At 64.8% G+C, this 20,766-nt stretch carries 21 protein-coding genes; 14 read left to right on the top strand and 7 right to left on the bottom strand.

Annotated features, from left to right (window positions below; genetic code table 11):
• Window position 1 precedes the first annotated feature (1 nt).
• From ACQR03_RS26605 to ACQR03_RS26560, 10 genes are all read left to right on the top strand, one after another.
• A complete protein-coding gene (locus ACQR03_RS26605; RefSeq protein ID WP_315753921.1) occupies window positions 2-1,984 on the top strand; it encodes a M3 family oligoendopeptidase in 1,983 nt (660 codons plus the stop codon).
• Window positions 1,985-2,190: 206 nt separating this feature from the next.
• Window positions 2,191-2,343, top strand: a complete 153-nt coding sequence (locus ACQR03_RS26600) for an aa3-type cytochrome c oxidase subunit IV (protein ID WP_315717565.1) — start codon at window positions 2,191-2,193, stop codon at window positions 2,341-2,343.
• 140 nt (window positions 2,344-2,483) lie between these two features.
• A complete protein-coding gene (locus ACQR03_RS26595; protein ID WP_315717564.1) occupies window positions 2,484-3,611 on the top strand; it encodes a Re/Si-specific NAD(P)(+) transhydrogenase subunit alpha in 1,128 nt (375 codons plus the stop codon).
• An 11-nt stretch (window positions 3,612-3,622) separates the two neighbouring features.
• Window positions 3,623-3,940, top strand: a complete 318-nt coding sequence (locus ACQR03_RS26590; protein ID WP_315717563.1) for a proton-translocating transhydrogenase family protein — start codon at window positions 3,623-3,625, stop codon at window positions 3,938-3,940.
• A 45-nt stretch (window positions 3,941-3,985) separates the two neighbouring features.
• Window positions 3,986-5,383 (top strand): NAD(P)(+) transhydrogenase (Re/Si-specific) subunit beta, encoded by a 1,398-nt coding sequence (locus ACQR03_RS26585; protein WP_315717562.1) that lies wholly within the window; start codon window positions 3,986-3,988, stop codon window positions 5,381-5,383.
• Between the two features lie 18 nt (window positions 5,384-5,401).
• Window positions 5,402-6,202, top strand: coding sequence for an alpha/beta hydrolase (locus ACQR03_RS26580; protein WP_315753918.1), 801 nt, complete (start codon window positions 5,402-5,404; stop codon window positions 6,200-6,202).
• A 103-nt stretch (window positions 6,203-6,305) separates the two neighbouring features.
• Window positions 6,306-7,643, top strand: a complete 1,338-nt coding sequence (locus tag ACQR03_RS26575) for a sodium:proton antiporter (RefSeq protein ID WP_316202675.1) — start codon at window positions 6,306-6,308, stop codon at window positions 7,641-7,643.
• 115 nt (window positions 7,644-7,758) lie between these two features.
• Window positions 7,759-8,856 (top strand): calcium:proton antiporter, encoded by a 1,098-nt coding sequence (locus ACQR03_RS26570; RefSeq protein WP_316175049.1) that lies wholly within the window; start codon window positions 7,759-7,761, stop codon window positions 8,854-8,856.
• 16 nt (window positions 8,857-8,872) lie between these two features.
• The gene (locus ACQR03_RS26565) at window positions 8,873-9,157 is read left to right on the top strand and encodes a cupin domain-containing protein (protein ID WP_315717559.1); all 285 of its coding nucleotides are present in this window, start codon (window positions 8,873-8,875) and stop codon (window positions 9,155-9,157) included.
• A gap of 223 nt (window positions 9,158-9,380) precedes the next feature.
• Window positions 9,381-10,289 (top strand): hypothetical protein, encoded by a 909-nt coding sequence (locus tag ACQR03_RS26560; RefSeq protein WP_316175048.1) that lies wholly within the window; start codon window positions 9,381-9,383, stop codon window positions 10,287-10,289.
• Window positions 10,290-10,512: 223 nt separating this feature from the next.
• Here the strand turns inward: ACQR03_RS26560 and rpsU are convergent, their stop codons facing one another.
• The 3 genes from rpsU to purE form a co-directional block, all read right to left on the bottom strand.
• Window positions 10,513-10,815, bottom strand: coding sequence for a 30S ribosomal protein S21 (gene rpsU, locus ACQR03_RS26555; RefSeq protein WP_315717557.1), 303 nt, complete (start codon window positions 10,813-10,815; stop codon window positions 10,513-10,515).
• A gap of 166 nt (window positions 10,816-10,981) precedes the next feature.
• Window positions 10,982-12,091: a 5-(carboxyamino)imidazole ribonucleotide synthase gene (locus tag ACQR03_RS26550; RefSeq protein ID WP_434841614.1), complete on the bottom strand. Its 1,110-nt coding sequence runs from the start codon at window positions 12,089-12,091 to the stop codon at window positions 10,982-10,984.
• Window positions 12,088-12,576 (bottom strand): 5-(carboxyamino)imidazole ribonucleotide mutase, encoded by a 489-nt coding sequence (gene purE, locus ACQR03_RS26545; RefSeq protein WP_315717555.1) that lies wholly within the window; start codon window positions 12,574-12,576, stop codon window positions 12,088-12,090. Before purE ends, ACQR03_RS26550 begins: the two co-directional genes overlap by 4 nt.
• An 87-nt stretch (window positions 12,577-12,663) precedes the next feature.
• On the opposite strand from purE, the gene ACQR03_RS26540 reads away from it, so the two are divergent.
• On the top strand, window positions 12,664-13,425 hold the full coding sequence (locus tag ACQR03_RS26540; protein ID WP_315753908.1) for a GGDEF domain-containing protein: 762 nt from the start codon (window positions 12,664-12,666) through the stop codon (window positions 13,423-13,425).
• Window positions 13,426-13,469: 44 nt separating this feature from the next.
• Here ACQR03_RS26540 and ACQR03_RS26535 read toward each other — a convergent pair whose 3' ends face one another.
• The 3 genes from ACQR03_RS26535 to ACQR03_RS26525 form a co-directional block, all read right to left on the bottom strand.
• Window positions 13,470-13,721, bottom strand: coding sequence for a hypothetical protein (locus ACQR03_RS26535; protein ID WP_315717553.1), 252 nt, complete (start codon window positions 13,719-13,721; stop codon window positions 13,470-13,472).
• A gap of 79 nt (window positions 13,722-13,800) precedes the next feature.
• The gene (locus ACQR03_RS26530; RefSeq protein WP_315717552.1) at window positions 13,801-14,013 is read right to left on the bottom strand and encodes a hypothetical protein; all 213 of its coding nucleotides are present in this window, start codon (window positions 14,011-14,013) and stop codon (window positions 13,801-13,803) included.
• Between the two features lie 147 nt (window positions 14,014-14,160).
• Entirely contained in the window at window positions 14,161-14,367 is a 207-nt protein-coding gene (locus ACQR03_RS26525) for a YdcH family protein (protein WP_009028242.1), read from the bottom strand.
• A 290-nt stretch (window positions 14,368-14,657) separates the two neighbouring features.
• On the opposite strand from ACQR03_RS26525, the gene ACQR03_RS26520 reads away from it, so the two are divergent.
• Window positions 14,658-14,843, top strand: a complete 186-nt coding sequence (locus ACQR03_RS26520) for a YdcH family protein (protein ID WP_315717551.1) — start codon at window positions 14,658-14,660, stop codon at window positions 14,841-14,843.
• A 183-nt stretch (window positions 14,844-15,026) separates the two neighbouring features.
• On the opposite strand, the gene ACQR03_RS26515 is transcribed toward ACQR03_RS26520, so the two are convergent.
• A complete protein-coding gene (locus tag ACQR03_RS26515; RefSeq protein ID WP_434841615.1) occupies window positions 15,027-16,130 on the bottom strand; it encodes an NAD(P)/FAD-dependent oxidoreductase in 1,104 nt (367 codons plus the stop codon).
• A 211-nt stretch (window positions 16,131-16,341) separates the two neighbouring features.
• Here ACQR03_RS26515 and ACQR03_RS26510 point away from each other — a divergent pair, with 211 nt between their 5' ends.
• Window positions 16,342-19,047: a sensor domain-containing protein gene (locus ACQR03_RS26510; RefSeq protein ID WP_316202639.1), complete on the top strand. Its 2,706-nt coding sequence runs from the start codon at window positions 16,342-16,344 to the stop codon at window positions 19,045-19,047.
• Between the two features lie 130 nt (window positions 19,048-19,177).
• Window positions 19,178-20,740 carry a glycerol-3-phosphate dehydrogenase gene (locus ACQR03_RS26505; RefSeq protein WP_434841616.1) on the top strand — a complete coding sequence of 521 codons (1,563 nt, stop codon included), beginning with the start codon at window positions 19,178-19,180 and terminating at the stop codon, window positions 20,738-20,740.
• The last annotated feature ends 26 nt before the right edge of the window (window positions 20,741-20,766 follow it).

The following is a 20,766-nucleotide window of genomic DNA, read 5'->3' as shown; positions in this document are numbered from 1 at the left end:
GATGACCTCGCGCGCCTCTTCTGCCCTTCGCAAGCCGACCAAAGCTGCTCCTCCGCCCAAAACCGCGTCAAAGACTGCCAAGGCCAGGCCGGCCAAGAAGTCCGTTGTCAAGACTCCGTCGAAGCAGGCAGCCGCCAAGACCAAGCGTGGCGCGACGGCCAAATCGTCTGCAAAGCCGGCGAAGAAGGTGGTCGCGGCCAAGACGGGGATCGGGACGCTACCCGAATGGAATCTCGGCGATCTCTATATGGGCATCGACGCGCCGGAGATCGCTCACGATCTCGCGAAGATGGATGCCGAATGCGTCGCGTTTGAGACCGACTACAAGGGCAAGCTTGCCGAGCATGTGGCGCGCGAAGACGGTGGCGAATGGCTCGCAGAAGCCGTGCGGCGCTACGAGGCCATCGACGACCTCGCCGGACGGCTCGGCTCCTTCGCGGGTCTCGCGCATGCCGGCGACAGCGTCGATCCCGCGATCTCGAAATTCTACGGCGACATCTCGGAGCGCCTGACGGCCGCGTCGACGCATCTGCTGTTCTTTCCGCTCGAGCTCAACCGCATCGACGACGCCGTGATCGCGCGCGCGATGGAGACGCCCGCGCTCGGTCACTACCGGCCGTGGATCGAGGATCTGCGCAAGGACAAGCCGTATCAGCTCGAGGATCGCGTGGAGCAGCTGTTCCACGAGAAGTCGCAGACCGGCTATTCGGCTTGGAACCGGCTGTTCGACCAGACCATCGCCGGTCTACGGTTTCAAGTCGGTGGCAAGGAGCTCGCGATCGAGCCGACGCTGAATTTCCTGCAGGACCGTGACGGCGCCAAGCGGAAGGCCGCCGCCGAGGCGCTGGCCAAGACCTTCAAGGCCAATGAGCGAACCTTCGCGCTGATCACCAATACGCTCGCCAAGGACAAGGACATCTCCGACCGCTGGCGCGGCTTCCAGGACGTTGCGGATTCGCGCCATCTCAACAATCGCGTCGAGCGCGAGGTGGTCGATGCGCTGGTGGCCTCGGTGCGCGCGGCCTATCCGAAGCTGTCGCACCGCTACTATCAGCTCAAGGCGCGCTGGTTCAAAAAGAAGAAGCTCGCGCATTGGGACCGCAACGCGCCGCTGCCCTTCGCCGCCAATGCCACCATCGCCTGGCCCGAGGCCAAGAACATGGTGCTGACGGCGTATCGCGGCTTCTCGCCCGAGATGGCCGACATCGCCCAGCGCTTCTTCGACCAGAGCTGGATCGATGCGCCGGTGCGGCCGGGCAAGGCGCCGGGCGCGTTCTCGCATCCGACCACGCCCTCGGCACATCCCTATGTGCTGATGAACTACCAGGGCAAGCCGCGCGACGTCATGACGCTCGCGCATGAGCTCGGTCATGGCGTGCACCAGGTGCTGGCAGCGAAGAACGGTGCGCTGATGGCGCCGACGCCGCTGACGCTGGCCGAGACCGCGAGCGTGTTCGGCGAGATGCTGACCTTCAGGCGCCTGCTGTCCGAGACCAAGGACGCGAGGCAGCGCCAGGCGCTGCTCGCCGGCAAGGTCGAGGACATGATCAACACGGTGGTGCGGCAGATCGCGTTCTATTCGTTCGAGCGTGCTGTCCACACCGAGCGCAAGAACGGCGAACTGACCGCGGAGCGGCTGGGACAGATCTGGCTGTCGGTGCAGACCGAGAGCCTCGGCGAGGCGATCGAGATCAAGCCGGGCTACGAGAACTTCTGGATGTACATCCCGCACTTCATCCATTCGCCGTTCTACGTCTACGCCTATGCCTTCGGGGACTGCCTCGTGAACTCGCTCTACGCCGTCTACGAGCATGCCGCCGAGGGGTTCGCCGAGCGCTATCTGGCGATGCTCGCGGCCGGCGGCACCAAGCACTATTCGGAGCTGCTCGCCCCGTTCGGGCTGGACGCCAAGGACCCCAGGTTCTGGGACGGTGGTCTCTCGGTCATCGCCGGGATGATCGACGAGCTGGAGCGGATGGGGTAGGGGCGTATAACATGTGTTGAACGGGTCGAAGAGGCGCGCCGGCGAGGTCAGCGAGGCCAGCCTGACGCGCTGGATCCGTGATAATTGGCCTTGCCAATAGGGCGATCGGAAAAGGTGATAAAACTGCCTTGCATGCCAGCCGTTGCCCTTGCATCGGCTTTGGGGTATGCGACCTTAACAAAGCATATTTTCTCTGGGGGACCCCGATGGCAAACCATGGCGAGATCGCCTACTCGACGGCTGACGGCAACGACTATCTGGCGCATGAGGCCACCTACGAGGGCTTCATCAGGCTGGTGAAGTACGGCACGATCGGCGTCGCTCTCATCGTCATCTTGATGGCTATTTTCCTCGCTTAATGTCGCGATCGGCCCGCCGGCATCCCCGCTGGCGGGCCTTCAGCTGACTGCCGAAGCCGATTGCTGACCAGGCGTCACGCTGTAGCCCATGGACGTCCCGCCCTCTTAAAGCTCGCGCGCGCATTCGCGCCGGAGGCCTCATGAAGATTGCCGTCGCCAAGGAAATCGACCCGTTGGAGCCGCGGGTCGCCGCCTCTCCCGACACGGTGAAGAAGTTCAAGGCGTTGGGTGCCGAGATCGCGGTCGAGCCCGGCGCCGGCATCAAATCCGGCCTGCCGGATTCGGAGTTCACGGCGGCGGGCGCAACCGTGAGCGCCGATGCGCTCAAGGACGCCGACATCATCATCAAGGTGAAACGGCCGGAAGCCTCCGAGCTTGCCAACTACCGGCGTGGCGCCTTGGTGTTCGCGATCATGGATCCCTACGGCAACGATACCGCGCTCAAGGCGATGGCCGATGCCGGCATTGCCTCGTTCGCGATGGAACTGATGCCGCGCATCACCCGCGCCCAGGTGATGGACGTGCTGTCGAGCCAGGCGAACCTCGCCGGCTACCGTGCCGTGATCGAGGGCGCCGAGGCGTTCGGTCGCGCCTTCCCGATGATGATGACCGCGGCCGGCACCGTGCCGGCGACCAAGGTCTTCGTGATGGGCGTCGGCGTCGCCGGCCTGCAGGCAATCGCAACCGCGCGCCGGCTCGGCGCCATGGTCTCCGCCACCGACGTGCGCCCCGCCACCAAGGAGCAGGTGGAGAGCCTCGGCGCCAAATTCCTGGCGGTCGAGGACGAGGAGTTCAAGAACGCGCAGACGGCCGGTGGCTACGCCAAGGAGATGTCCAAGGAGTACCAGGCCAAGCAGGCGGCGCTGACGGCGGAACACATCAAGAAGCAGGACGTCATCATCACAACCGCGCTGATTCCCGGCCGTCCGGCGCCGCGCCTCGTCACCATGGAGATGGTGAAGTCGATGCGCCCGGGCTCGGTCCTGGTCGACCTCGCGGTCGAGCGTGGCGGCAATGTCGAGGGCGTCAAGCTCGGCGAGACTGTCGAGATCGACGGCGTCAAGATCATCGGCTACCCCAATCTCGCCGGCCGGGTCGCAGCGTCCGCCTCCGGCCTGTACGCCCGCAACCTGTTTTCCTTCATCGAGACGATGATCGACAAGAAGGAAAAGACACTGGCGGTCAACTGGGACGATGAGCTGGTCAAGGCCACGGCTTTGACAAAGGATGGCGCCATCGTCCACCCGAACTTCCAGCCGAAGGCCTAAGGAGCAGAGCCATGGAACATGTCGTCCAAGCCGTCGACCCCTTCGTCTTCCGGCTGTCGATCTTCGTGCTGGCTGTGTTCGTCGGCTACTTCGTGGTGTGGTCGGTGACGCCGGCCCTGCACACGCCGCTGATGTCGGTGACCAATGCGATCTCCTCGGTGATCGTGGTCGGCGCGCTGCTGGCGGTCGGCGTTCCCATGCTCTCGAGCGGCAGCGGTCTGGCGCGAGCGTTCGGCTTCGTCGCGCTGATCTTCGCCTGCGTGAACATCTTCGGCGGCTTCCTCGTCACCCAGCGCATGCTGGCGATGTACAAGAAGAAGTCCAGGTAACAACGCCGCACGACGCGGGATGACAGGCACAACGGGGCATCTGCAATGAACGCCAATCTGTCGGCACTCCTTTATCTCGTGGCAGGTGTGCTGTTCATCCTGTCTCTTCGCGGGCTGTCGAGCCCGGCCTCGAGCCGGCAAGGCAACTTCTTCGGCATGGCCGGCATGGCGATTGCGGTCGCCACCACCCTGGCCGGGCATCCACCGGCGGATGCGATCGCCTGGGTGCTCGTCATCCTCGGCGTTGCGATCGGCGGCGGTATCGGTGCGGTGATTGCGCGCCGGGTGCCGATGACGTCGATGCCCGAGCTCGTGGCGGCGTTCCATTCGCTGGTCGGCATGGCCGCGGTGCTGGTCGCCGCCGGCGCGTTCTTCGCGCCGGAAGCCTTCGACATCGGCACGCCCGGCAACATCCATCCGCAGAGCCTGGTCGAAATGTCGCTCGGCGTCGCCATTGGCGCGCTGACCTTCACCGGCTCGGTCATCGCCTTCCTCAAGCTGTCCGCGCGGATGAGCGGTGCACCGATCATCCTGCCGGCGCGCCACATCATCAACATTGCGCTCGCGGTCGCGCTCGTCTTCTTCGTGGTCCGCCTGGTGATGACCGGCGGCGGCTTCGACTTCCTGATGGTGACGCTGCTGGCGCTGGCGCTCGGCGTGCTCATGATCATCCCGATCGGCGGCGCCGACATGCCGGTCGTGATCTCGATGCTGAATTCCTATTCGGGCTGGGCCGCGGCCGGCATCGGCTTCACGCTCGGCAATTCGGCGCTGATCATCACCGGCGCGCTGGTCGGCTCGTCCGGTGCGATCCTGTCCTACATCATGTGCCACGCGATGAACCGGTCCTTCATCTCGGTCATCCTCGGCGGCTTCGGTGGCGAGACCGCAGCGGCCGGCGGGGCGACAGGCGAGCAGAAGCCGGCCAAGCTCGGCTCGGCCGACGACGCCGCCTTCATCATGAAGAACGCCTCCAAGGTCATCATCGTCCCCGGCTACGGCATGGCGGTCGCCCAGGCGCAGCACGCGCTGCGCGAGATGGCCGACACGCTGAAGAAGGAAGGCGTCGAGGTGAAATACGCGATTCATCCGGTCGCGGGCCGCATGCCCGGCCACATGAACGTGCTGCTCGCCGAAGCCAACGTTCCCTACGACGAGGTGTTCGAGCTCGAGGACATCAACTCGGAATTCGCCCAGGCCGACGTCGCCTTCGTGATCGGCGCCAACGACGTCACCAATCCGGCGGCCGAGGAGGACAAGTCCTCGCCGATCTACGGCATGCCCGTGCTGCAAGTCTGGAAGGCCGGCACCGTGATGTTCATCAAGCGCTCGCTCGCCTCGGGCTATGCCGGCATCGACAATCCGCTGTTCTACCGCGACAACACGATGATGCTCCTCGGCGACGCCAAGAAGATGACCGAGAACATCGTCAAGGGCATGTAGCCCACGGCGTCGGGAGCCATGACGTTTCTGAAATGGCTCCTGATCGTCCTGGCGGCGGTCTACGGCATCGTGCTTGCGGCCCTGTTCGTCCGCCAGCGTGCGATGCTGTTTCCCATTCCGCCGGTCGGCCGCACGGCACCGGCTGCAGCCGGGTTTCCTCAGGCTGAGGAGCATGTGCTGACCTCGGCCGATGGCGAGCGGGTCATCGTCTGGCATGTGCCGGCGAAGCCGGGCCGCAAGGTCGTTCTGTACTTCCCGGGCAATGGCGATTTTCTTGCCGGCGTGGCGTCGCGCTTCAAGGCGCTCACGGCCGACGGTACCGGTCTCGTTGCGCTTTCCTATCGCGGCTATGCGGGGTCCAGCGGCAGTCCCAGTGAGCCCGGGCTGCTGCAAGATGCCGCAGTCGCCTATGCGTTCACGACAGAGCGCTACGAGGCGGGACGGATCGTCGCCTGGGGCTTTTCCCTCGGCAGCGGTGTCGCCACCGCCATCGCGACGGAGCACCCGATCTCCAAGTTGATCCTCGAAGCCCCTTATACGTCGACCGTGGACGTCGCCTCCGCGATGCTCAGGGTCGTCCCGGTCAGCCTGCTGATGCGCGACAGCTTCCATTCCGACCAGCGCATCGCCAATGTGCATGTGCCGCTGCTGATCATGCATGGCGAACGGGATCCGGCGATTTCGATCCGCTTCGGGGAACGATTGTTCGCACTTGCGCATGACCCCAAGCGCTTCGTACGGTTTCCCGGCGGCGGACATAACGACCTGGATCTTTTCGGTGCGACTGAGACGGCAAAGAGCTTCATCGACAATCCGTAACGTCCGTGGATCGCGGTGGCTGGCCCTGCGCGGGACCATCCTGCTCCTTGTCTTTGGGAGCCTGCCGGTGCAGGCGCATGCGGCCGGGCTGAACGGCTCCGCGATGACCTGGCCGTTCGCGCTGCCGTTCGCGGGACTGCTGTTGTCGATTGCGCTCGGGCCGCTGCTGTTTGCCAGGTTCTGGCATCATCACTACGGAAAGATCGCCGCGGCATGGGCCTTGGTGACGTTGGCGGCGTTGACCTGGAATGCAGGGCTCGGCACGGCGCTCGACGCCTTCGTCCACGCGCTGCTCGCCGAGTATCTCAGCTTCATCGTGCTGCTGTTCGCCCTCTATACGGTGGCCGGCGGCATCCTGGTGACCGGCGACATCAGAGGTACACCTGCGACAAATACGGCCATCCTGGCACTCGGCACGATCATCGCGAGCGTCGTCGGCACGACGGGCGCCGCGATGATCCTGGTGCGCCCCCTGATCCGCGCCAATCTGAGCCGGCCGCATAATGTGCATGTGCTGATCTTCTTCATCATTCTGGCCGCCAATGTCGGTGGTGCACTGAGCCCGCTCGGCGATCCACCGCTGTTCGTCGGTTTTCTGCGTGGTGTCGACTTCTTCTGGACGACGCAACATCTCTGGCTGCAGACCGCGATCGTCGCCGGATTGCTGCTCATCGTCTTTGCCGCTACCGACTGGTGGCGCTTCCGCGCGGAGAAGCTTGCGTCGCAAGCGTCCGTAACAAGGGAGCCGGTGCGCATTCGCGGCCTCATCAATGTCGTTTTGATCGCCGCGATCGTTGCCAATACGCTGCTATCGGCGACCTGGAAGCCGGGCATCTCCTTCGACGTCTTCGGCACGCATGTCGAGCTTCAGAACCTCGTGCGCGATGCCGTCCTCGTGGCGATCGCCGGACTGTCGCTGTGGCTGACGCCGGACGAGCACCGCGAGGCGAACGGGTTCAACTGGGAGCCGATTCGAGAGGTCGCCAAACTGTTCGCGGCGATCTTCACCGCGATCGTCCCGGTCATCGCCATGCTGAATGCGGGGCGCAGTGGCTCTTTCGGCTGGCTCTTGGACGCCGTGACGACACCCGCCGGCGCGCCGCGGGAGGTCGCCTATTTCTGGTTCACCGGGCTGATGTCGGCCTTCCTCGACAATGCCCCGACCTATCTCTTGTTCTTCGAATTGGCGGGCGGCGATCCCAAGGTGCTGATGGGCGAACTCTCGGGAACGCTGGCGGCGATTTCGATGGGCGCAGTCTACATGGGCGCGCTGACCTATATCGGAAATGCGCCGAACTTCATGGTCGCAGCGATCGCCACTGAGCGCGGCATCAAGATGCCGAGTTTCTTCGGCTACATGTTGCGGGCAGGTGCAGTCCTCATTCCGCTGTTCGTGCTGCTGACCGTGCTTCCGATCCATCCGCTGCTCAGCCCGCATTGACCTGATCGACGGCACTTTCAGAGACCGTCCTGGTTGACCCTGTCACGGCCGGACCGCGTGACGATCGCCTCGCGGTCGCGCATAGTCGGACAGAACGGATCGAAGGACGCGAATCATGAGCGTGAAGGGCGCAACGCCCGCATCATCGGTGATCTTTCCCGGCCTGGCGGTCGCGCTCGTCGCGATCGTCACGGCGACGCATTATGACTTCACGCCTTCGGCCGCCGGCGTGGTCTTCGCCGCGGTGCTGCTGGTGATCCTGTTCGGCACGGTGTTCGCGGCCGTGCACCATGCCGAGGTGATCGCGCATGAGATCGGCGAGCCGTTCGGCACGCTGCTCCTGACCCTGGCGGTGACGGTGATCGAGGTGGCGCTGATCGCCACCATCATGCTCGGCGACAAGGCTGCGCCCGCGCTGGCCCGCGACACCGTGTTCGCGGTCGTCATGATCGTGTGCAACGGCCTGGCCGGCATCTGCATCTTCATCGGCGGCGTGCGCTATCGCGAGCAGGACGTGCTGGTCTCCGGTGCCAATCTGTATCTCAGCGTACTGTTCACGATGGCAACCATCACACTGGTGCTGCCGAATTATACCTTGACGTCGCCTGGTCCGGTGTATTCTGCCGTGCAGATCGCCTTCGTCAGCGTCGTGACGATCCTGCTCTACGCGGTGTTCCTGTATACGCAGACCACCCGCCATCGGGATTATTTCGTCGGCGGCTCGGCTGGGTTCGCCGATGACGATGTCCGGCTGCCGCGTGCGAAGCTGTTGCTCAGTGTCGGGCTGCTGCTGGTCGCACTGCTCGCTGTGGTCCTGCTTGCCAAGAAGTTCTCGCTGGTGGTCGACGCCGGCGTTGCCGCAACGGGGGCGCCGCAGGCGGTCGCAGGCGTGCTGGTGGCGCTGTTGATCCTGCTGCCGGAGAGTGTCGCCGCCCTCTCGGCCGCCCGCGCCAACGACCTTCAGAAGAGCATCAATCTCGCGCTTGGCTCCTCGCTCGCCACCATAGGGCTGACCATCCCGGCAGTGGCGGTCGCCGCCCATGTGCTCGACAGGCAGCTCGTCCTCGGGCTGGACCCGCAGGGAACAGTGCTGCTGGTCCTGACCTTCGTCCTGAGCATGCTGACCTTCGGCACCGGACGGACGAACATCCTGTTCGGGCTGGTGCACATGGTGGTGTTCGCGATATTCGTGTTCCTGCTCTTCGTCCCCTGATTCAAGAGATCCCCCCATGCTCAGCGCTCAGTCCGACGTCCAGGTCGATACGCCCGAAGTCCGCGTCACGGAGTGGCGGCTATTGCCCGGCAGTGCCACGGGGCGCCACGTTCATGAGATGGATTACGTGATCGTGCCGGTCACAGCGGGCGAGATGACGATCGTGGCGCCGTCCGGCGAGCGCTCGAAGGCGCAGCTCGCGGTCGGCAAATCCTATTTCCGAAAGGCCGGTGTCGAACACGATGTGCTGAACGAGACCGGTTCCGAGATCGTTTTCCTCGAAGTTGAATTGAAGCCGTAACCAATTGTTTACCGGGATGCCGCTGATTGTGGTATCTTGAGCCGGCGATCCGGAAGCTGTGGCAACACCCTCGGATTGCTGGCTCCGGTTTCAAAGGATTTCAGGAAACGACTTTTCGGCGGTCGCGTCTGCGCGGAGTGCAGTCTGCGAGCTTCGGAAGGTGTGGGATGGTCCCTTAATTGTGCCTCAAAGTTCCCGCAAATACCGCGCGGGAGTGGTCAGCATGCTGAAATATCTCACAAAGTTCGCCATGGAGATCATCCCGTCGGTGGTTGCCACCATCATCGGGGCCTACATCGTCAATCACTACATCAACACCAAGCCGGACTCGCCGCCATCGACCGTGGCGTCGGTGGCGTCGGCTGCCTACGCCAAGCTCACCGGCTCAAAGAGCGACGCTCCGAAATCCACGGGCAAGGGGACCGACCCTGCCAAGCTGGAAGCGAAGGCCGATCCCAAGTCTGACGCCAAGCCGGCGGAAACGTCGAACGAGGTCTCGAGCATTCCCGCTCCCGGCATCAAGGCCAAGGGCGTGTCCGAGAAGTCGCTGGCCGACAAGGCTGCAGAGAAGGCGGTCGAAGTGAAGCCGGCCGAAACGGCGAGCCTCCCGGCCGATCCGCAGGCCTCGCGCCATCCCGCGTCGCCGCGGGAAAAGCTGATTGCGCGCGGTACTCCGGCCGAGGCCCCAGCGACCCAGCAGGAAGATCGCCGGGATGCCGCTGATCTCGCCCGCGCGGCGATCGAGCGGTTGCGCGCGAGCGAAGGTACCGGCAAGGCGGCTGTCGAGAAGCCGTCGAGCGACGCACCCCGGGGCGCTGGCGAGGCGCCGCGCATCGCGACCGTCGCGCCACCGGTGTCGCCGGTCCGTCCGCTGCCGCCGCCCGTGACGGTGTCTGCGCCACCGGTCGAGCAGGGCTTTGCCTTGCCGTCGGCCTCGAGCCCGCCCTACACGGGATCATTGCAGCCGGACGGGCGCCCGACGCCTCCGGCGGAGATCCCTGTCCAGCAGTTGCGTCCGCTCGACCTGCGCGCCGACAAGACTGATCCATCGATCAAGGACCAGATGTCCAACGTGGCGCAGGACATGATGTCCGCAGCCAAATCGGTGTTCCACTCGGTGTTGCCGAAATAGCTGACCGAATCGTTCGCCGACGTGATCGAGGCGGTGGGCCCGGGCGGTCTGCCGCTTTTTCTTTGGAGTGGCGAACTATGCAGCGATGCCAGGAGTGGCGGCGCAACCCGGATTGACCCCGGTCGCCGGATGGCAGGAGGCGTGAAATCAAAGAGAGGCGCCCAAAACAAAAACGCGAGCCAAAGGCCCGCGCTTCAGACGACGTCAGATCAATCTGGCCAGATCAGCGCGGCGCGCTGGGACGGGCACCTGCACCCGGACCACGACCAGCACCACGGTCGCCGCCGGGGCCAGCGCCGAACACCGGCTTCGGCTTCATCGGCAGCAGGCCTTCACGCTGCAACTTCTTGCGGGCCAGCTTGCGCGCGCGACGCACGGCTTCGGCCTTCTCGCGGGCTTTCTTCTCGGACGGCTTCTCGTAATGGCCGCGAAGCTTCATCTCGCGGAAAATGCCCTCACGCTGCATCTTCTTCTTGAGCGCCTTGAGGGCTTGATCGACATTGTTATCGCGAACGAGAACCTGCACGCGGCATCCTCTTTCTCAGTCTATCGGTTTGAAATCTGGTGAAGCCAGGGCTGGCAGATGGCCGCGCCCTTGACCTTGAGCGCGCCCGTGTATCAGAGGACATCCTCGCTGTCCACCCGCTGACGGGCTCTTGACCGCAAGTTTAACCTCGCCGGAGCGGTTTATTTCAGCCCTGCCTCGGCGGCAGTGGCGAGACCTGGGTCACATGCCCCATCTTGCGGCCCGGACGAGCGGCGCCCTTGCCGTAGAGATGCACGGTGGCGCCAGGAACCGTGAGCCACTGCTCGTAGCTGTCGATCTCGTCCCCGATCAGGTTCGTCATCGTGACGTGACCGTGGCGCAGCGGCTTGCCGAGTGGCCAACCGGCGATCGCCCGGATGTGCTGTTCGAATTGGGAAATCGAGGCGCCATCGAGGGTCCAGTGGCCGGAATTATGCACCCGCGGGGCAATTTCGTTGACCAGGACGCCTTGAGTGGGACCGTCCGACACCACGAACATCTCCACGGCCAGCACCCCGACGTAGTCGAGGGCGGTGGCGATCCGGCTGGCAATGTCCCTGGCCTCGTCGGCGAGCGCATCAGGGATACGCGCCGGCGCCCGCGACACCTTCAGGATGTGATCGCGATGCTCGTTCTCGGTCACGTCGAAGCACTCGACCTGACCGTCGGCCGCTCGGGCCGCCACGACCGAGATCTCGCGCTCGAACGGAACGAACGCTTCGAGGATGGCCGATTTGGTGCCGAGCTCGGCCCAGATCCGCTCGAGATCGTCACCCTGGTGGATCTTGATCTGACCCTTGCCGTCATAGCCAAATCGCCGCGTCTTCAGCACGGCCGGTAAGCCGATCCGGAACGCAGCTTCGCGCAAGGTGGCGACCGAGGACACATCCGCATAGGGCGCGGTGCCGATGCCCAGCGAGGTGACGAAATCCTTCTCGGTGAGGCGATCCTGGGTGGTCTCGAGCGCCGAACGCCGCGGCAGCACCGGGCGTCTGGCCGCCAGCACCATGGCCGCAGCCGAGGGGACGTTTTCGAACTCGTAGGTGACGACGTCGACATCATTGGCGAACAGCTCGAGCGCCTCGACGTCGGCATATTCGGCGCAGGTTGCGTTCAGCACGACGTCGAAGGCGGGGGAGTCCGGGTCCGGCGAGAACACTTGGCAGCGCAGCCCGAGCCGCGCCGCAGCAAGCGCCAGCATGCGGCCGAGCTGGCCGCCGCCGAGAATACCGATGGTGTCGCCGGGCTTGAGCTTCACCCGATTGGAGTCGGTCACGCCGTGCCCTCCGGACGTTCGGCGATCGCATTGGTCTGCGCCTGGCGCCAAGCCGACAGACGGCTGGCAAGCGCGGAGTCCGAGAGAGCGAGCACGCTGGCCGCCAGCAGCGCTGCGTTAATGGCGCCGGATTTGCCGATGGCGAGCGTTCCGACCGGAATTCCGGCCGGCATCTGGACGATGGAATACAGCGAATCGACCCCCGACAGCGCCTTCGACTCGACGGGAACGCCGAACACGGGCAGTTCCGTGAGCGAGGCCGTCATACCCGGCAGATGGGCGGCGCCGCCGGCACCGGCGATCACGACCTTGTAGCCCGCCGCCTTGGCACCCTTGGCGAAAGCATACAGCCGGTCCGGGGTGCGGTGCGCCGAGACGATCCGGGCGTCGTAGCTCACGCCCAGGGCGTCAAGCGTCTCGGCGGTATGGCGCATGGTATCCCAGTCCGACTGGCTTCCCATGATGATGGCGATCGGGGCGGTCATGACCTCAATTCTTCTCGGGAATCCATCAGCATGGGCCGGAGTATAGGATCGGTCCTGACAGCGGCAAGCCATGGCATGGAGGTCCGAATGGACTATCCTGTCTTGGTCAAGCCCGGCAAGCCCAAACGATGGCGCGGCAGGTGTCCGATGAAAAAGAAGCGCATGGCGGCCGCGTGGCGAGCCGGGAAGCGAAGAACCCGCTACCGTCATCGGCCTTCGCGGCGCGCGCGGGCTCCTGAACCCGGTTCCGTACCGGCAGGCGCGCGGCACACGATCCGACGCCTCAAGGCGGAGTTGGCGACAGCACAGGCCCGGATCGCCGAGCTGACGGCCTCCGCTGAGCGCGATTTCCTGCTCGACATCTTTAATCGTCGCGGCTTCGCCCGCGAACTCCATCGTTCCATCGCCTTCATCAAGCGCTACGACGCGACCGGTGCTCTCATCGTGCTCGACGTCGATCGGCTGAAACCGATCAATGATACGTTCGGCCATGCCGCCGGTGATGAGGTCCTGAAGGCGGTTGCGCGTGTCCTCGGCGAGCATGTCCGATCCTCCGACGTGATCGGTCGGCTCGGCGGCGACGAGTTCGGCGTGCTGCTCTGGCACCTCAGCGCGGCGGACGCACATGCCAAGGCGACGGAGCTGGAACAGGCCATCGACAGCCTGACCTTCACCTTCGGCGATCAGACCGTGCGTGCCGGCGCGTCGGCCGGGATCGCCCTTCTCGACAAGCGCGTCAACCCAGTACGTGCGTTGGAGGAAGCCGACCGTGCGATGTATATGCGCAAGGCCCAGCGGAGGTACGAGAGCCCCGCGCACGGCACGGCCCTGTCGGGCGACCAGCGGTGACGCTCGTGGGCCGTCCGCTCCGATGACAGAGCTGTGCACGGCGCTCACAACTCGCCGAGATCGTCGGGCAACTCGCCGAACTTGTGCAGCAGCCGGGCGTCGCAGAATTCCCCCAGCAAGGGATCTCCGCTGCGGCTGAAGGCAATGGCGCCGATGTTGTCCGGCAAGCGCGACATCGCTTCGGCACGACGCAGCGCTGCGGACGAGCTCTGACATTCCTCGGCCGCGCCTGCGACCAGCATCCCAGTCTCGTCCCGTCTGAACGGCATGGCGACGTAATAGGTGATGTCAGGCATTGCACGCACCTCCCGGCCTTCGTCGAAGCTGCGAGCGAGCGCGGTGGCAATCGTCCGGAGAGCCTCGACGGCCTAGGGCTCAGGCCGCATTGTTCTGCGCATCGTCCGAAATGGTGTTGGGCATGCAGCCGCAGGAGATTGCCGCCCGCAGCTCCTGCAGCTCCAGCTCGAGATACTCGTTCGCCATGATCAGCGCCTTGATCGTGGAGCGCAGATTGCCGTCGCACATCGCGATGGCTTGGTCACAGGCCTGTTCATAGAGGCGATCCTGTGGGGAGAAGGAGGCGGGCATCACAACCATCCTTGTTGTCGTCAGGAGTTACGAGGGACTGGTCCGATTGTTCTCTTTTTGTTCTTATTGTCAAGGCGCTTCGGCAAATCCTGCACCGCTGTTGCGTATTGCTTGTGTGCATACGGTCAGCCGTGCTGACGCTTCGCCTCAGGCGATGATGTCGGGCGTGATCTGGTCTTCGATGAAGGCGATCCGATCGCGTAGCAGAAGCTTCCGCTTCTTCAGTCGTTGCAGCCGCAACAAATCGGGGGCGGGCGATTGATGCAAAGCGTCGATCGCCGCGTCGAGATCGCGGTGCTCCTGCTGCAGGCGCGCGAGTTCGGCCTGCAGTTCGCGCTCGTCTTGGTCAGCCATGATCTATGATAGCAAAAAAGCGGAAGGAAGTGGAAAGCCTTGCGAAGGCGGGCGCAAATATTGCGCCTGCGAAGCTGATAAGCAAGTCGCACTCCTCGAGATCGGTGCAGCTGTCCCGTGAATTTCGGGTTGGCGCCGGCTTTAGATTCGTCCGGATCTGCTCACGCTTCGTTACACACGGCGCTCAAATTTGCATGTGCGGTCTTTTGGCCCCATCGACAGGTCAAGCGACTTGTGTACACTCATTAGCCCTGGTCGAATCTCAGGTTCACCTACCGAGGAGGTTTCGAATGGCCATTCAGGCGCATCTCGTTGAACTGGAGCGTAAGCATAAAGTTCTTGAAAACGAATTGCATCAAGCTCTCCTGCATCCATCGACGGACGACCTGCGAATTGTCGAACTGAAGCGACGCAAACTGATGGTGAAGGATGAGATCGAGCGCTTGAGACAGGTAACCAGCGAAACACTTCACTGACATGTGACCATCATCCGCCGTACCATCTGATCGTAAGACCGTGCGCCTGGGATGGTGACGAGTCCATCCCAGACGCAACTCCAATCAAATTAGTTGCGATATTCGATGAGGCGGACGCATCTGCCTGCGTCGTCTCCCGGCGTATCTATCGCGACACGCCGTTCATCGCGATATCTGGGGTCTTCAGCTCGAGGCGAGATCGCAGACGTGAGCCGCAATCGCGAGCGATGACGTCAATCCAGGCGATTCAATTCCGAACAGATTGATGAGTCCGTGCACCCCGTGATCGCGCGGCCCCTGAATGACGAAATCCTGCGACGCCACGGCCGGCGGTACGATCTTCGGCCTGATACCGGAATAGCTCGGCATCAGCGCCCCATCCGGCAGCGACGGCCAGTACTTGCGGATCGCCGGGTAGAAGCGCTCGGCGCGCGCCGGATCGACCGTATAGTCGATCCGGTCGATCCACTCGACGTCGGGGCCGAATCTGGCCTGGCCTGCCATGTCGAGCGTGAGGTGCACGCCGAGGCCGCCTGGTTCCGGCACCGGGTAGATGAGCCGGCTGAACGGTGCCCGGGCGCTGCAGCTGAAATAGTTGCCCTTGGCGAGATAGGCCGTCGGCACCAGCGACGACGGCATGCCGTCGATCAGCCGCGCCAGCTCGGGCGCGTCGAGGCCGGCGGCGTTCACCAGCAGCCGGCAGCTCAGCGTCATCGGTTGCGCGCCGCCCGCATCGACCTCGATCGATCCCCCGGTCGCCTTGGCCCGCAGCAACGGCGTGTGGAAGGCGAAGGCACCGCCGGCGTCCTCGATCTCGCCGCGCAGCGACAGCATGAAGGCATGGCTGTCGAGGATGCCGGTGGACGGCGACAGCAGCGCAGCCTGACAGGCCAGGGCCGGCTCCAGCGCCAGCGCTTCGGTTCCGGATAGCAGCCGCATACCTTCGACACCATTGGCTTCGGCGTGCGCGCGGATGCCCTGCAGCTTCTCGGTCTCGGCCGGATTGGTCGCAACGATCAGCTTCCCGCAATTGCGGTAGGGCACGCCATGGTCGTCGCAATAGCGGTAAAGTATGCGCTTGCCGGCCACGCAGAAGCGGGCCATCAGGCTCCCGGCCTTGTAGTAGATGCCGGCGTGGATCACTTCGCTGTTGCGAGACGAAGTGACGGTTCCGATGCCCTCGGCCGCCTCGAGAACGATGACCTCGCGTCCGGCCCGCGCCAATTGACGTGCGACGGCAAGTCCGACGACGCCGGCGCCAACGACGACGCAATCCACTCTATCCATGCATAGTCCTGAGACGATTGGGAGAAGTCATGCCTCGCTGCAATCCCTGGTGGGCGGAACCTCGGTCCGGAGTGCGAGGGCCCTTAGCAAACCATTCATCATAAGGCGCCATTGACCAAATTTGCTTCGTCTTTTTCGAAGTTTGCAGAACCCGTTTACCCGATCCCAATAGGTGAAGCCAGATACTGTCGCCGAATACCGCGGGTGATTGATGGCTGGCAAGAATTGGCAGGCGAGCGACCGAAACGCGTTCTCTGCGCGTGTCGTTGCGGCCTCGGTGGCCGCCATGGCAGCGTGGGCGGCTGCGCCGACCCGAGCCTGGGCCGCTTCCTCCGATTTCTCGCCCTCCGGCTACCTGGCCACCATCGAGCCGGACGTGCTCTGGAAGGTGTTGATCGCCGGCGTTGTCGTCTGCGCCTTCCTCGCGTCGGTCGTGATCTGGATCCATTCGGCCTTGCGGCGCGCCAAGCGAGCACAACTGCGGCGCAATGTTTTCATCAGCTCCGCGCTCAACAATCTGAGCCAGGGGCTGATGCTGACGGACGCCGCCAACCGCGTCGTCTTCTACAACCATCGCTTTCTCGAGATCTACGGCATGAGCCGGGCCGACATTCCGCCCGGTTGCACCGGCCGGGATCTGGTCGAGTTGCGGCGGCAGCGTGGCCTGCTCAATCTGACGGTCGAGGACTATGCTCGCCAGGCGCGGGCACCGGATGGGTGCCTGACCGAACTGCCCGACGGACGTGTGGTGCGTGCCCAGATTTTCCGTCTTCCCACCGGAGGATCGATCGGCATCCATGAAGACTGTACGGTGCAGCACCGGCTGGAGCGCGAACTCGCCTCGACCAAGCAGTTCCTGGAATCGGTGGTCGATCAGGTTCCCGTCTGCGTCGCCGCCAAGAACATCGAGGACGGTCGCTACATCTTCGCCAACCGGGCGTTCGAGCAGTTCGCGCAGGTGCCGCGGGATCAGATCATCGGACGGTGCCCGAGCGACCTGTTCGGCGAGGAGACCGCGGCCGCCATCGCGGCTGCCGATCGCGAAGCGATGCTGGCGCCCGGCACCACCTATTGCAGCGAACTCGTGGTTCAACGCGGTGACGAGAAGCGCATCCTGGACGCCCACCGGGTCGTTGCACGCAACGACAAGAACGAACCGCAATTCCTCATCGCGCTGTTCGACGATGCCACGGAGCGGCGATCGCTGAGCCGCGAGCTGGAGAACAGCAAGAAGTTCCTGGAACTGGTTGTCGACAACATTCCGGTTTCGCTCATCGTCGAGAGCGTCAGCGACGGCCGTTATCTGCTCGCCAACCGTAGCGCCGAGATCATCCTCAACCGCAAGCGCGAGGACGCCACGGGCCTGACCACCGCCGACATCTTCAATCCGCGCGAGGCCAGACTGATCACGGCGCGCGACGAAGCCGCCATCAAGAAGCGCGGCCTTCTGACCGAGGAACATCCGATCTCGACCAAGGACGGCCTGCGGCTGTTCCTGACCCGGCGGGCAACCGTGCTGGGCGAGACCGGCGAGCCGCAATATCTGATCAAGACCTATGAGGACGTCACCGACCGGCGCCAGACCGAATCGCGGATGGCGCACATGGCCTATCACGACGGCCTGACCGATCTGCCGAACCGCGCCGCGTTCCTGCAGGCCCTGAGCCAGATGATCGAGGCCTGTGCGGATACGGACGAGGAGTTCGCGGTCCTGAACGTCGATCTCAAGGGCCTGAAGGACGTCAACGACGTCTTCGGCCACGCCATCGGCGACAAGCTGTTGATCGAGGTCGCCCGCCGCGTCCACGCCGTTGCCCGCGGCGGGGTGGTTGCGCGTCTCTCCGGCGATGAGTTCGGGCTGATCATCGACGGCAAGCAGCCGGAAACGGGCAGGGCGCTGGCCGAGCAATTGGCGAAAGCGATCGCGGTGGACTTCCAGATCGACGGCAAATCGATCCGCACCGCGCTGACGACGGGCATCTCGGTGTTCCCGCACAATGGTTCGGATCCGGCGTCGCTGCTCGCCAATGCGGGTGCCGCTCTGTTCCGCGCCAAGGCCAAATCGCGCGGCAGCATCACCTTCTACGAGCCTGAAATGGATCAGCAGATTCGCGACCGCCGCGTTCTGCATCAGGAGCTGTCTGTCGCGATCAAGCATGGCGAACTGTCGCTGTACTTCCAGCCGCAGGCCGTCTCGGGCCGCACGGTCGACGCCAGCGAGATCATCGGCTTCGAGGCGCTGGCGCGCTGGCAGCACCCGGTCCGGGGTTTCGTGCCGCCGAGCGACTTCATTCCGCTCGCGGAAGAGAGCGGCCTCATCGTCGAGATGGGCGAGTGGATCCTGCGCGAGGCCTGCCGCGAGGCGGCGTCGTGGCCGAAGCCGCTGCAGGTCGCGGTCAACCTGTCCCCGGCCCAGTTCGTCCATGGCGACCTCGTTGCGCTGGTCCACTCGATCCTGATCGAGACGGGGCTCGCGCCCGGCAGGCTCGAGCTCGAGATCACCGAGGGTGTGCTGATCGAGGATTTCGATCGCGGTGTCGCGCTGCTGCGCCGGCTGAAGGCGCTCGGCGTTCGCGTCTCAATGGACGATTTCGGCAGCGGCTACTCGTCGCTGAGCTACCTGCAGGCGTTCCCGTTCGACAAGATCAAGATCGACCGCGCCTTCGTCATGAATATCGGTCGCAATCCGCAATCGGCGGCGATCATTCGTGCGGTCATCGGTCTGGGTCACGGCATGAACATGTCGATCGTGGCGGAAGGCGTCGAGACGCCCGAGCAACTCGGCTTCCTCGCCGAGCAGGGCTGCGACTCGGTTCAGGGCTATCTGCTCGGCAAGCCCCTGCCGATCAACAAATACGACGGCATTGTCGGTCGCGCTCACGACGACGACGCCGCGTCCGTTCGCAAGACGGGCTGACCAGGCACTCCGGTCAGAGGCTGTTGCGCAACAGCGCGAATTTATCCGCGCGCGCGACAGCTCGGCCGCTACGAGAATCATTTCCGCCGGTCTACGATCGTTCGCCCTGGCACGCTCGAAGACCTTGCGTATGGCAGACTACGATCTTGCGATCATCGGCGGCGGTCTGAACGGCGTCAGCCTGGCACGCGATGCGGCCGGCCGCGGCTTGCGCGTGATCCTGGTCGAGCAGGGCGATCTCGGCGGCGCCGCCTCGTCGGCCACGTCGCGGCTGGTGCATGGGGACCTCGCGGCGCTGGAGCGCCGCGGCTTTCTGCGCGTGCGCCACGCGCTCGCCGAGCGCGACGTCTGGCTCACGGTCGCGCCGCATCTGGTGCGGCCGATCCGCTTTGCGATTCCGGCTCACGCCAATGAGCGGCCGCCATGGCAGTTGCGCGCAGGGCTCTGGCTCTACGACCGCCTCGCCGCGCGCAACCGGCTGCCGGCCGCGTCGACGCTCGACGTCACGCATCATCCGATCGGCGATGCCCTGAAGCGTCCGATCGGGACGGCGTTCGACTATTCCGACTGCGTGGTCGACGATTCCCGCCTGGTGGTCCTGACCGCGATGGATGCCGCCGAGCGCGGCGCCGAGATCCGCACCGGCGCCCGCTGTGTGCGAGCCGACCGCGACCATCTATGGCGGCTCGCCATCATCGACCGCGGCCATCGCCGCATCGTCACCTCGCGCGCGCTCGCCAACGCAACCGGCGCGTGGAGCGTCTCGACGGCGGAAACCGTGCTGCGTCAGCCGCCGCCGCGGGTCACCGCGCGGCAGGTCAGCCAGATCATCGTGCCGCGGCTGTTCGATGTCGAAGCCGTCTACGTGTTTCAGAATTCGGATGGAAGGCTGATCTTTGCCCAGCCCTACGAGCAAGATTTCACCCTGATCGGCACGGTGGCCCACGGCTTCAAGGGCGACCCAGCCGTGGTGGCGGTGCCGGCGGCAGACGTGGCCTATCTCTGCAAGGCGGCGAACCGCTATTTCCGCTCGGACGTCCAGCCCGCGGATGTGGTCCGGAGCGTGTCCGGCGCCAACATGATGGTGCTGCGTGCTGCCGACAGCGGGGGATTGGAAACGATCGTGAGCCTTGATGCCGGCCGCGCCATGGAGCCCGCCAAGGCGCCGCTCCTGACCATGTGCGGCGGCGATGTCACGACAGCCCGGTACCGGGCCGAGCGGGCGGTCTCGCGGCTTGCGCGCTTCTACCCGATGTCGCCGCGCTGGACTGCGAGCGCGCCGCTTCCGGGTGGCGATTTCGCCTGGGACCGGTTCGAGGATCTCGTCGACGACGCACGGGAGCGCTGGCGCTTTCTCGGCGAAGCCGAGGCCCGGCGGCTGGTCGGCGCCTATGGCACCCGGCTGGCGGAGATCCTCGGCGGGGCGAGATGCCGGGCCGATCTCGGACAGGCGTTCGGGCCGAAGCTGACCGAGGCAGAGGTCCGCTACCTCATGACGCGCGAGTGGGCGCGGTTTCCCGACGACGTGCTGTGGCGGCGGACCAAGCTGGGCCTGACGCTTCCCGCTGCCGAACGCGATGCGCTCGCCGCGTTCATGGCGACGGTCGCCTGTGGCCGGGGCTCGCCGCAGGCCGCTGACGCGAGCGGGGATAGTCGGGCCCGTGCGGTTGAGCTGCAATCCATGGGCGGCTAGCTTGCCGACCGGCCGGGCGTTATGGC

It is taken from the genome of Bradyrhizobium sp. HKCCYLS3070, assembly GCF_051167575.1.
Classification (GTDB): Bacteria; Pseudomonadota; Alphaproteobacteria; order Rhizobiales; family Xanthobacteraceae; genus Bradyrhizobium.
The sequence above is the reverse complement of the archived record's forward strand: the minus strand, read 5'-3'. Positions and strand labels throughout refer to the sequence as shown.

Excerpts from the sequence above, each read along its gene's own strand:
- ACQR03_RS26570 (WP_316175049.1), top strand. The coding sequence starts at position 7,759 with ATGAGCGTGAAGGGCGCAACGCCCGCATCATCGGTGATCTTTCCCGGC.
- ACQR03_RS26530 (WP_315717552.1), bottom strand. The coding sequence starts at position 14,013 with ATGCCCGCCTCCTTCTCCCCACAGGATCGCCTCTATGAACAGGCCTGT.
- ACQR03_RS26535 (WP_315717553.1), bottom strand. The coding sequence starts at position 13,721 with ATGCCTGACATCACCTATTACGTCGCCATGCCGTTCAGACGGGACGAG.
- ACQR03_RS26605 (WP_315753921.1), top strand. The coding sequence starts at position 2 with ATGACCTCGCGCGCCTCTTCTGCCCTTCGCAAGCCGACCAAAGCTGCT.
- ACQR03_RS26600 (WP_315717565.1), top strand. The coding sequence starts at position 2,191 with ATGGCAAACCATGGCGAGATCGCCTACTCGACGGCTGACGGCAACGAC.
- ACQR03_RS26540 (WP_315753908.1), top strand. The coding sequence starts at position 12,664 with ATGGACTATCCTGTCTTGGTCAAGCCCGGCAAGCCCAAACGATGGCGC.
- ACQR03_RS26560 (WP_316175048.1), top strand. The coding sequence starts at position 9,381 with ATGCTGAAATATCTCACAAAGTTCGCCATGGAGATCATCCCGTCGGTG.
- ACQR03_RS26590 (WP_315717563.1), top strand. The coding sequence starts at position 3,623 with ATGGAACATGTCGTCCAAGCCGTCGACCCCTTCGTCTTCCGGCTGTCG.
- ACQR03_RS26525 (WP_009028242.1), bottom strand. The coding sequence starts at position 14,367 with ATGGCTGACCAAGACGAGCGCGAACTGCAGGCCGAACTCGCGCGCCTG.
- ACQR03_RS26585 (WP_315717562.1), top strand. The coding sequence starts at position 3,986 with ATGAACGCCAATCTGTCGGCACTCCTTTATCTCGTGGCAGGTGTGCTG.
- purE (WP_315717555.1), bottom strand. The coding sequence starts at position 12,576 with ATGACCGCCCCGATCGCCATCATCATGGGAAGCCAGTCGGACTGGGAT.
- ACQR03_RS26575 (WP_316202675.1), top strand. The coding sequence starts at position 6,306 with ATGACCTGGCCGTTCGCGCTGCCGTTCGCGGGACTGCTGTTGTCGATT.
- ACQR03_RS26515 (WP_434841615.1), bottom strand. The coding sequence starts at position 16,130 with ATGGATAGAGTGGATTGCGTCGTCGTTGGCGCCGGCGTCGTCGGACTT.
- ACQR03_RS26510 (WP_316202639.1), top strand. The coding sequence starts at position 16,342 with ATGGCTGGCAAGAATTGGCAGGCGAGCGACCGAAACGCGTTCTCTGCG.
- ACQR03_RS26580 (WP_315753918.1), top strand. The coding sequence starts at position 5,402 with ATGACGTTTCTGAAATGGCTCCTGATCGTCCTGGCGGCGGTCTACGGC.
- ACQR03_RS26595 (WP_315717564.1), top strand. The coding sequence starts at position 2,484 with ATGAAGATTGCCGTCGCCAAGGAAATCGACCCGTTGGAGCCGCGGGTC.
- ACQR03_RS26520 (WP_315717551.1), top strand. The coding sequence starts at position 14,658 with ATGGCCATTCAGGCGCATCTCGTTGAACTGGAGCGTAAGCATAAAGTT.
- ACQR03_RS26565 (WP_315717559.1), top strand. The coding sequence starts at position 8,873 with ATGCTCAGCGCTCAGTCCGACGTCCAGGTCGATACGCCCGAAGTCCGC.
- ACQR03_RS26505 (WP_434841616.1), top strand. The coding sequence starts at position 19,178 with ATGGCAGACTACGATCTTGCGATCATCGGCGGCGGTCTGAACGGCGTC.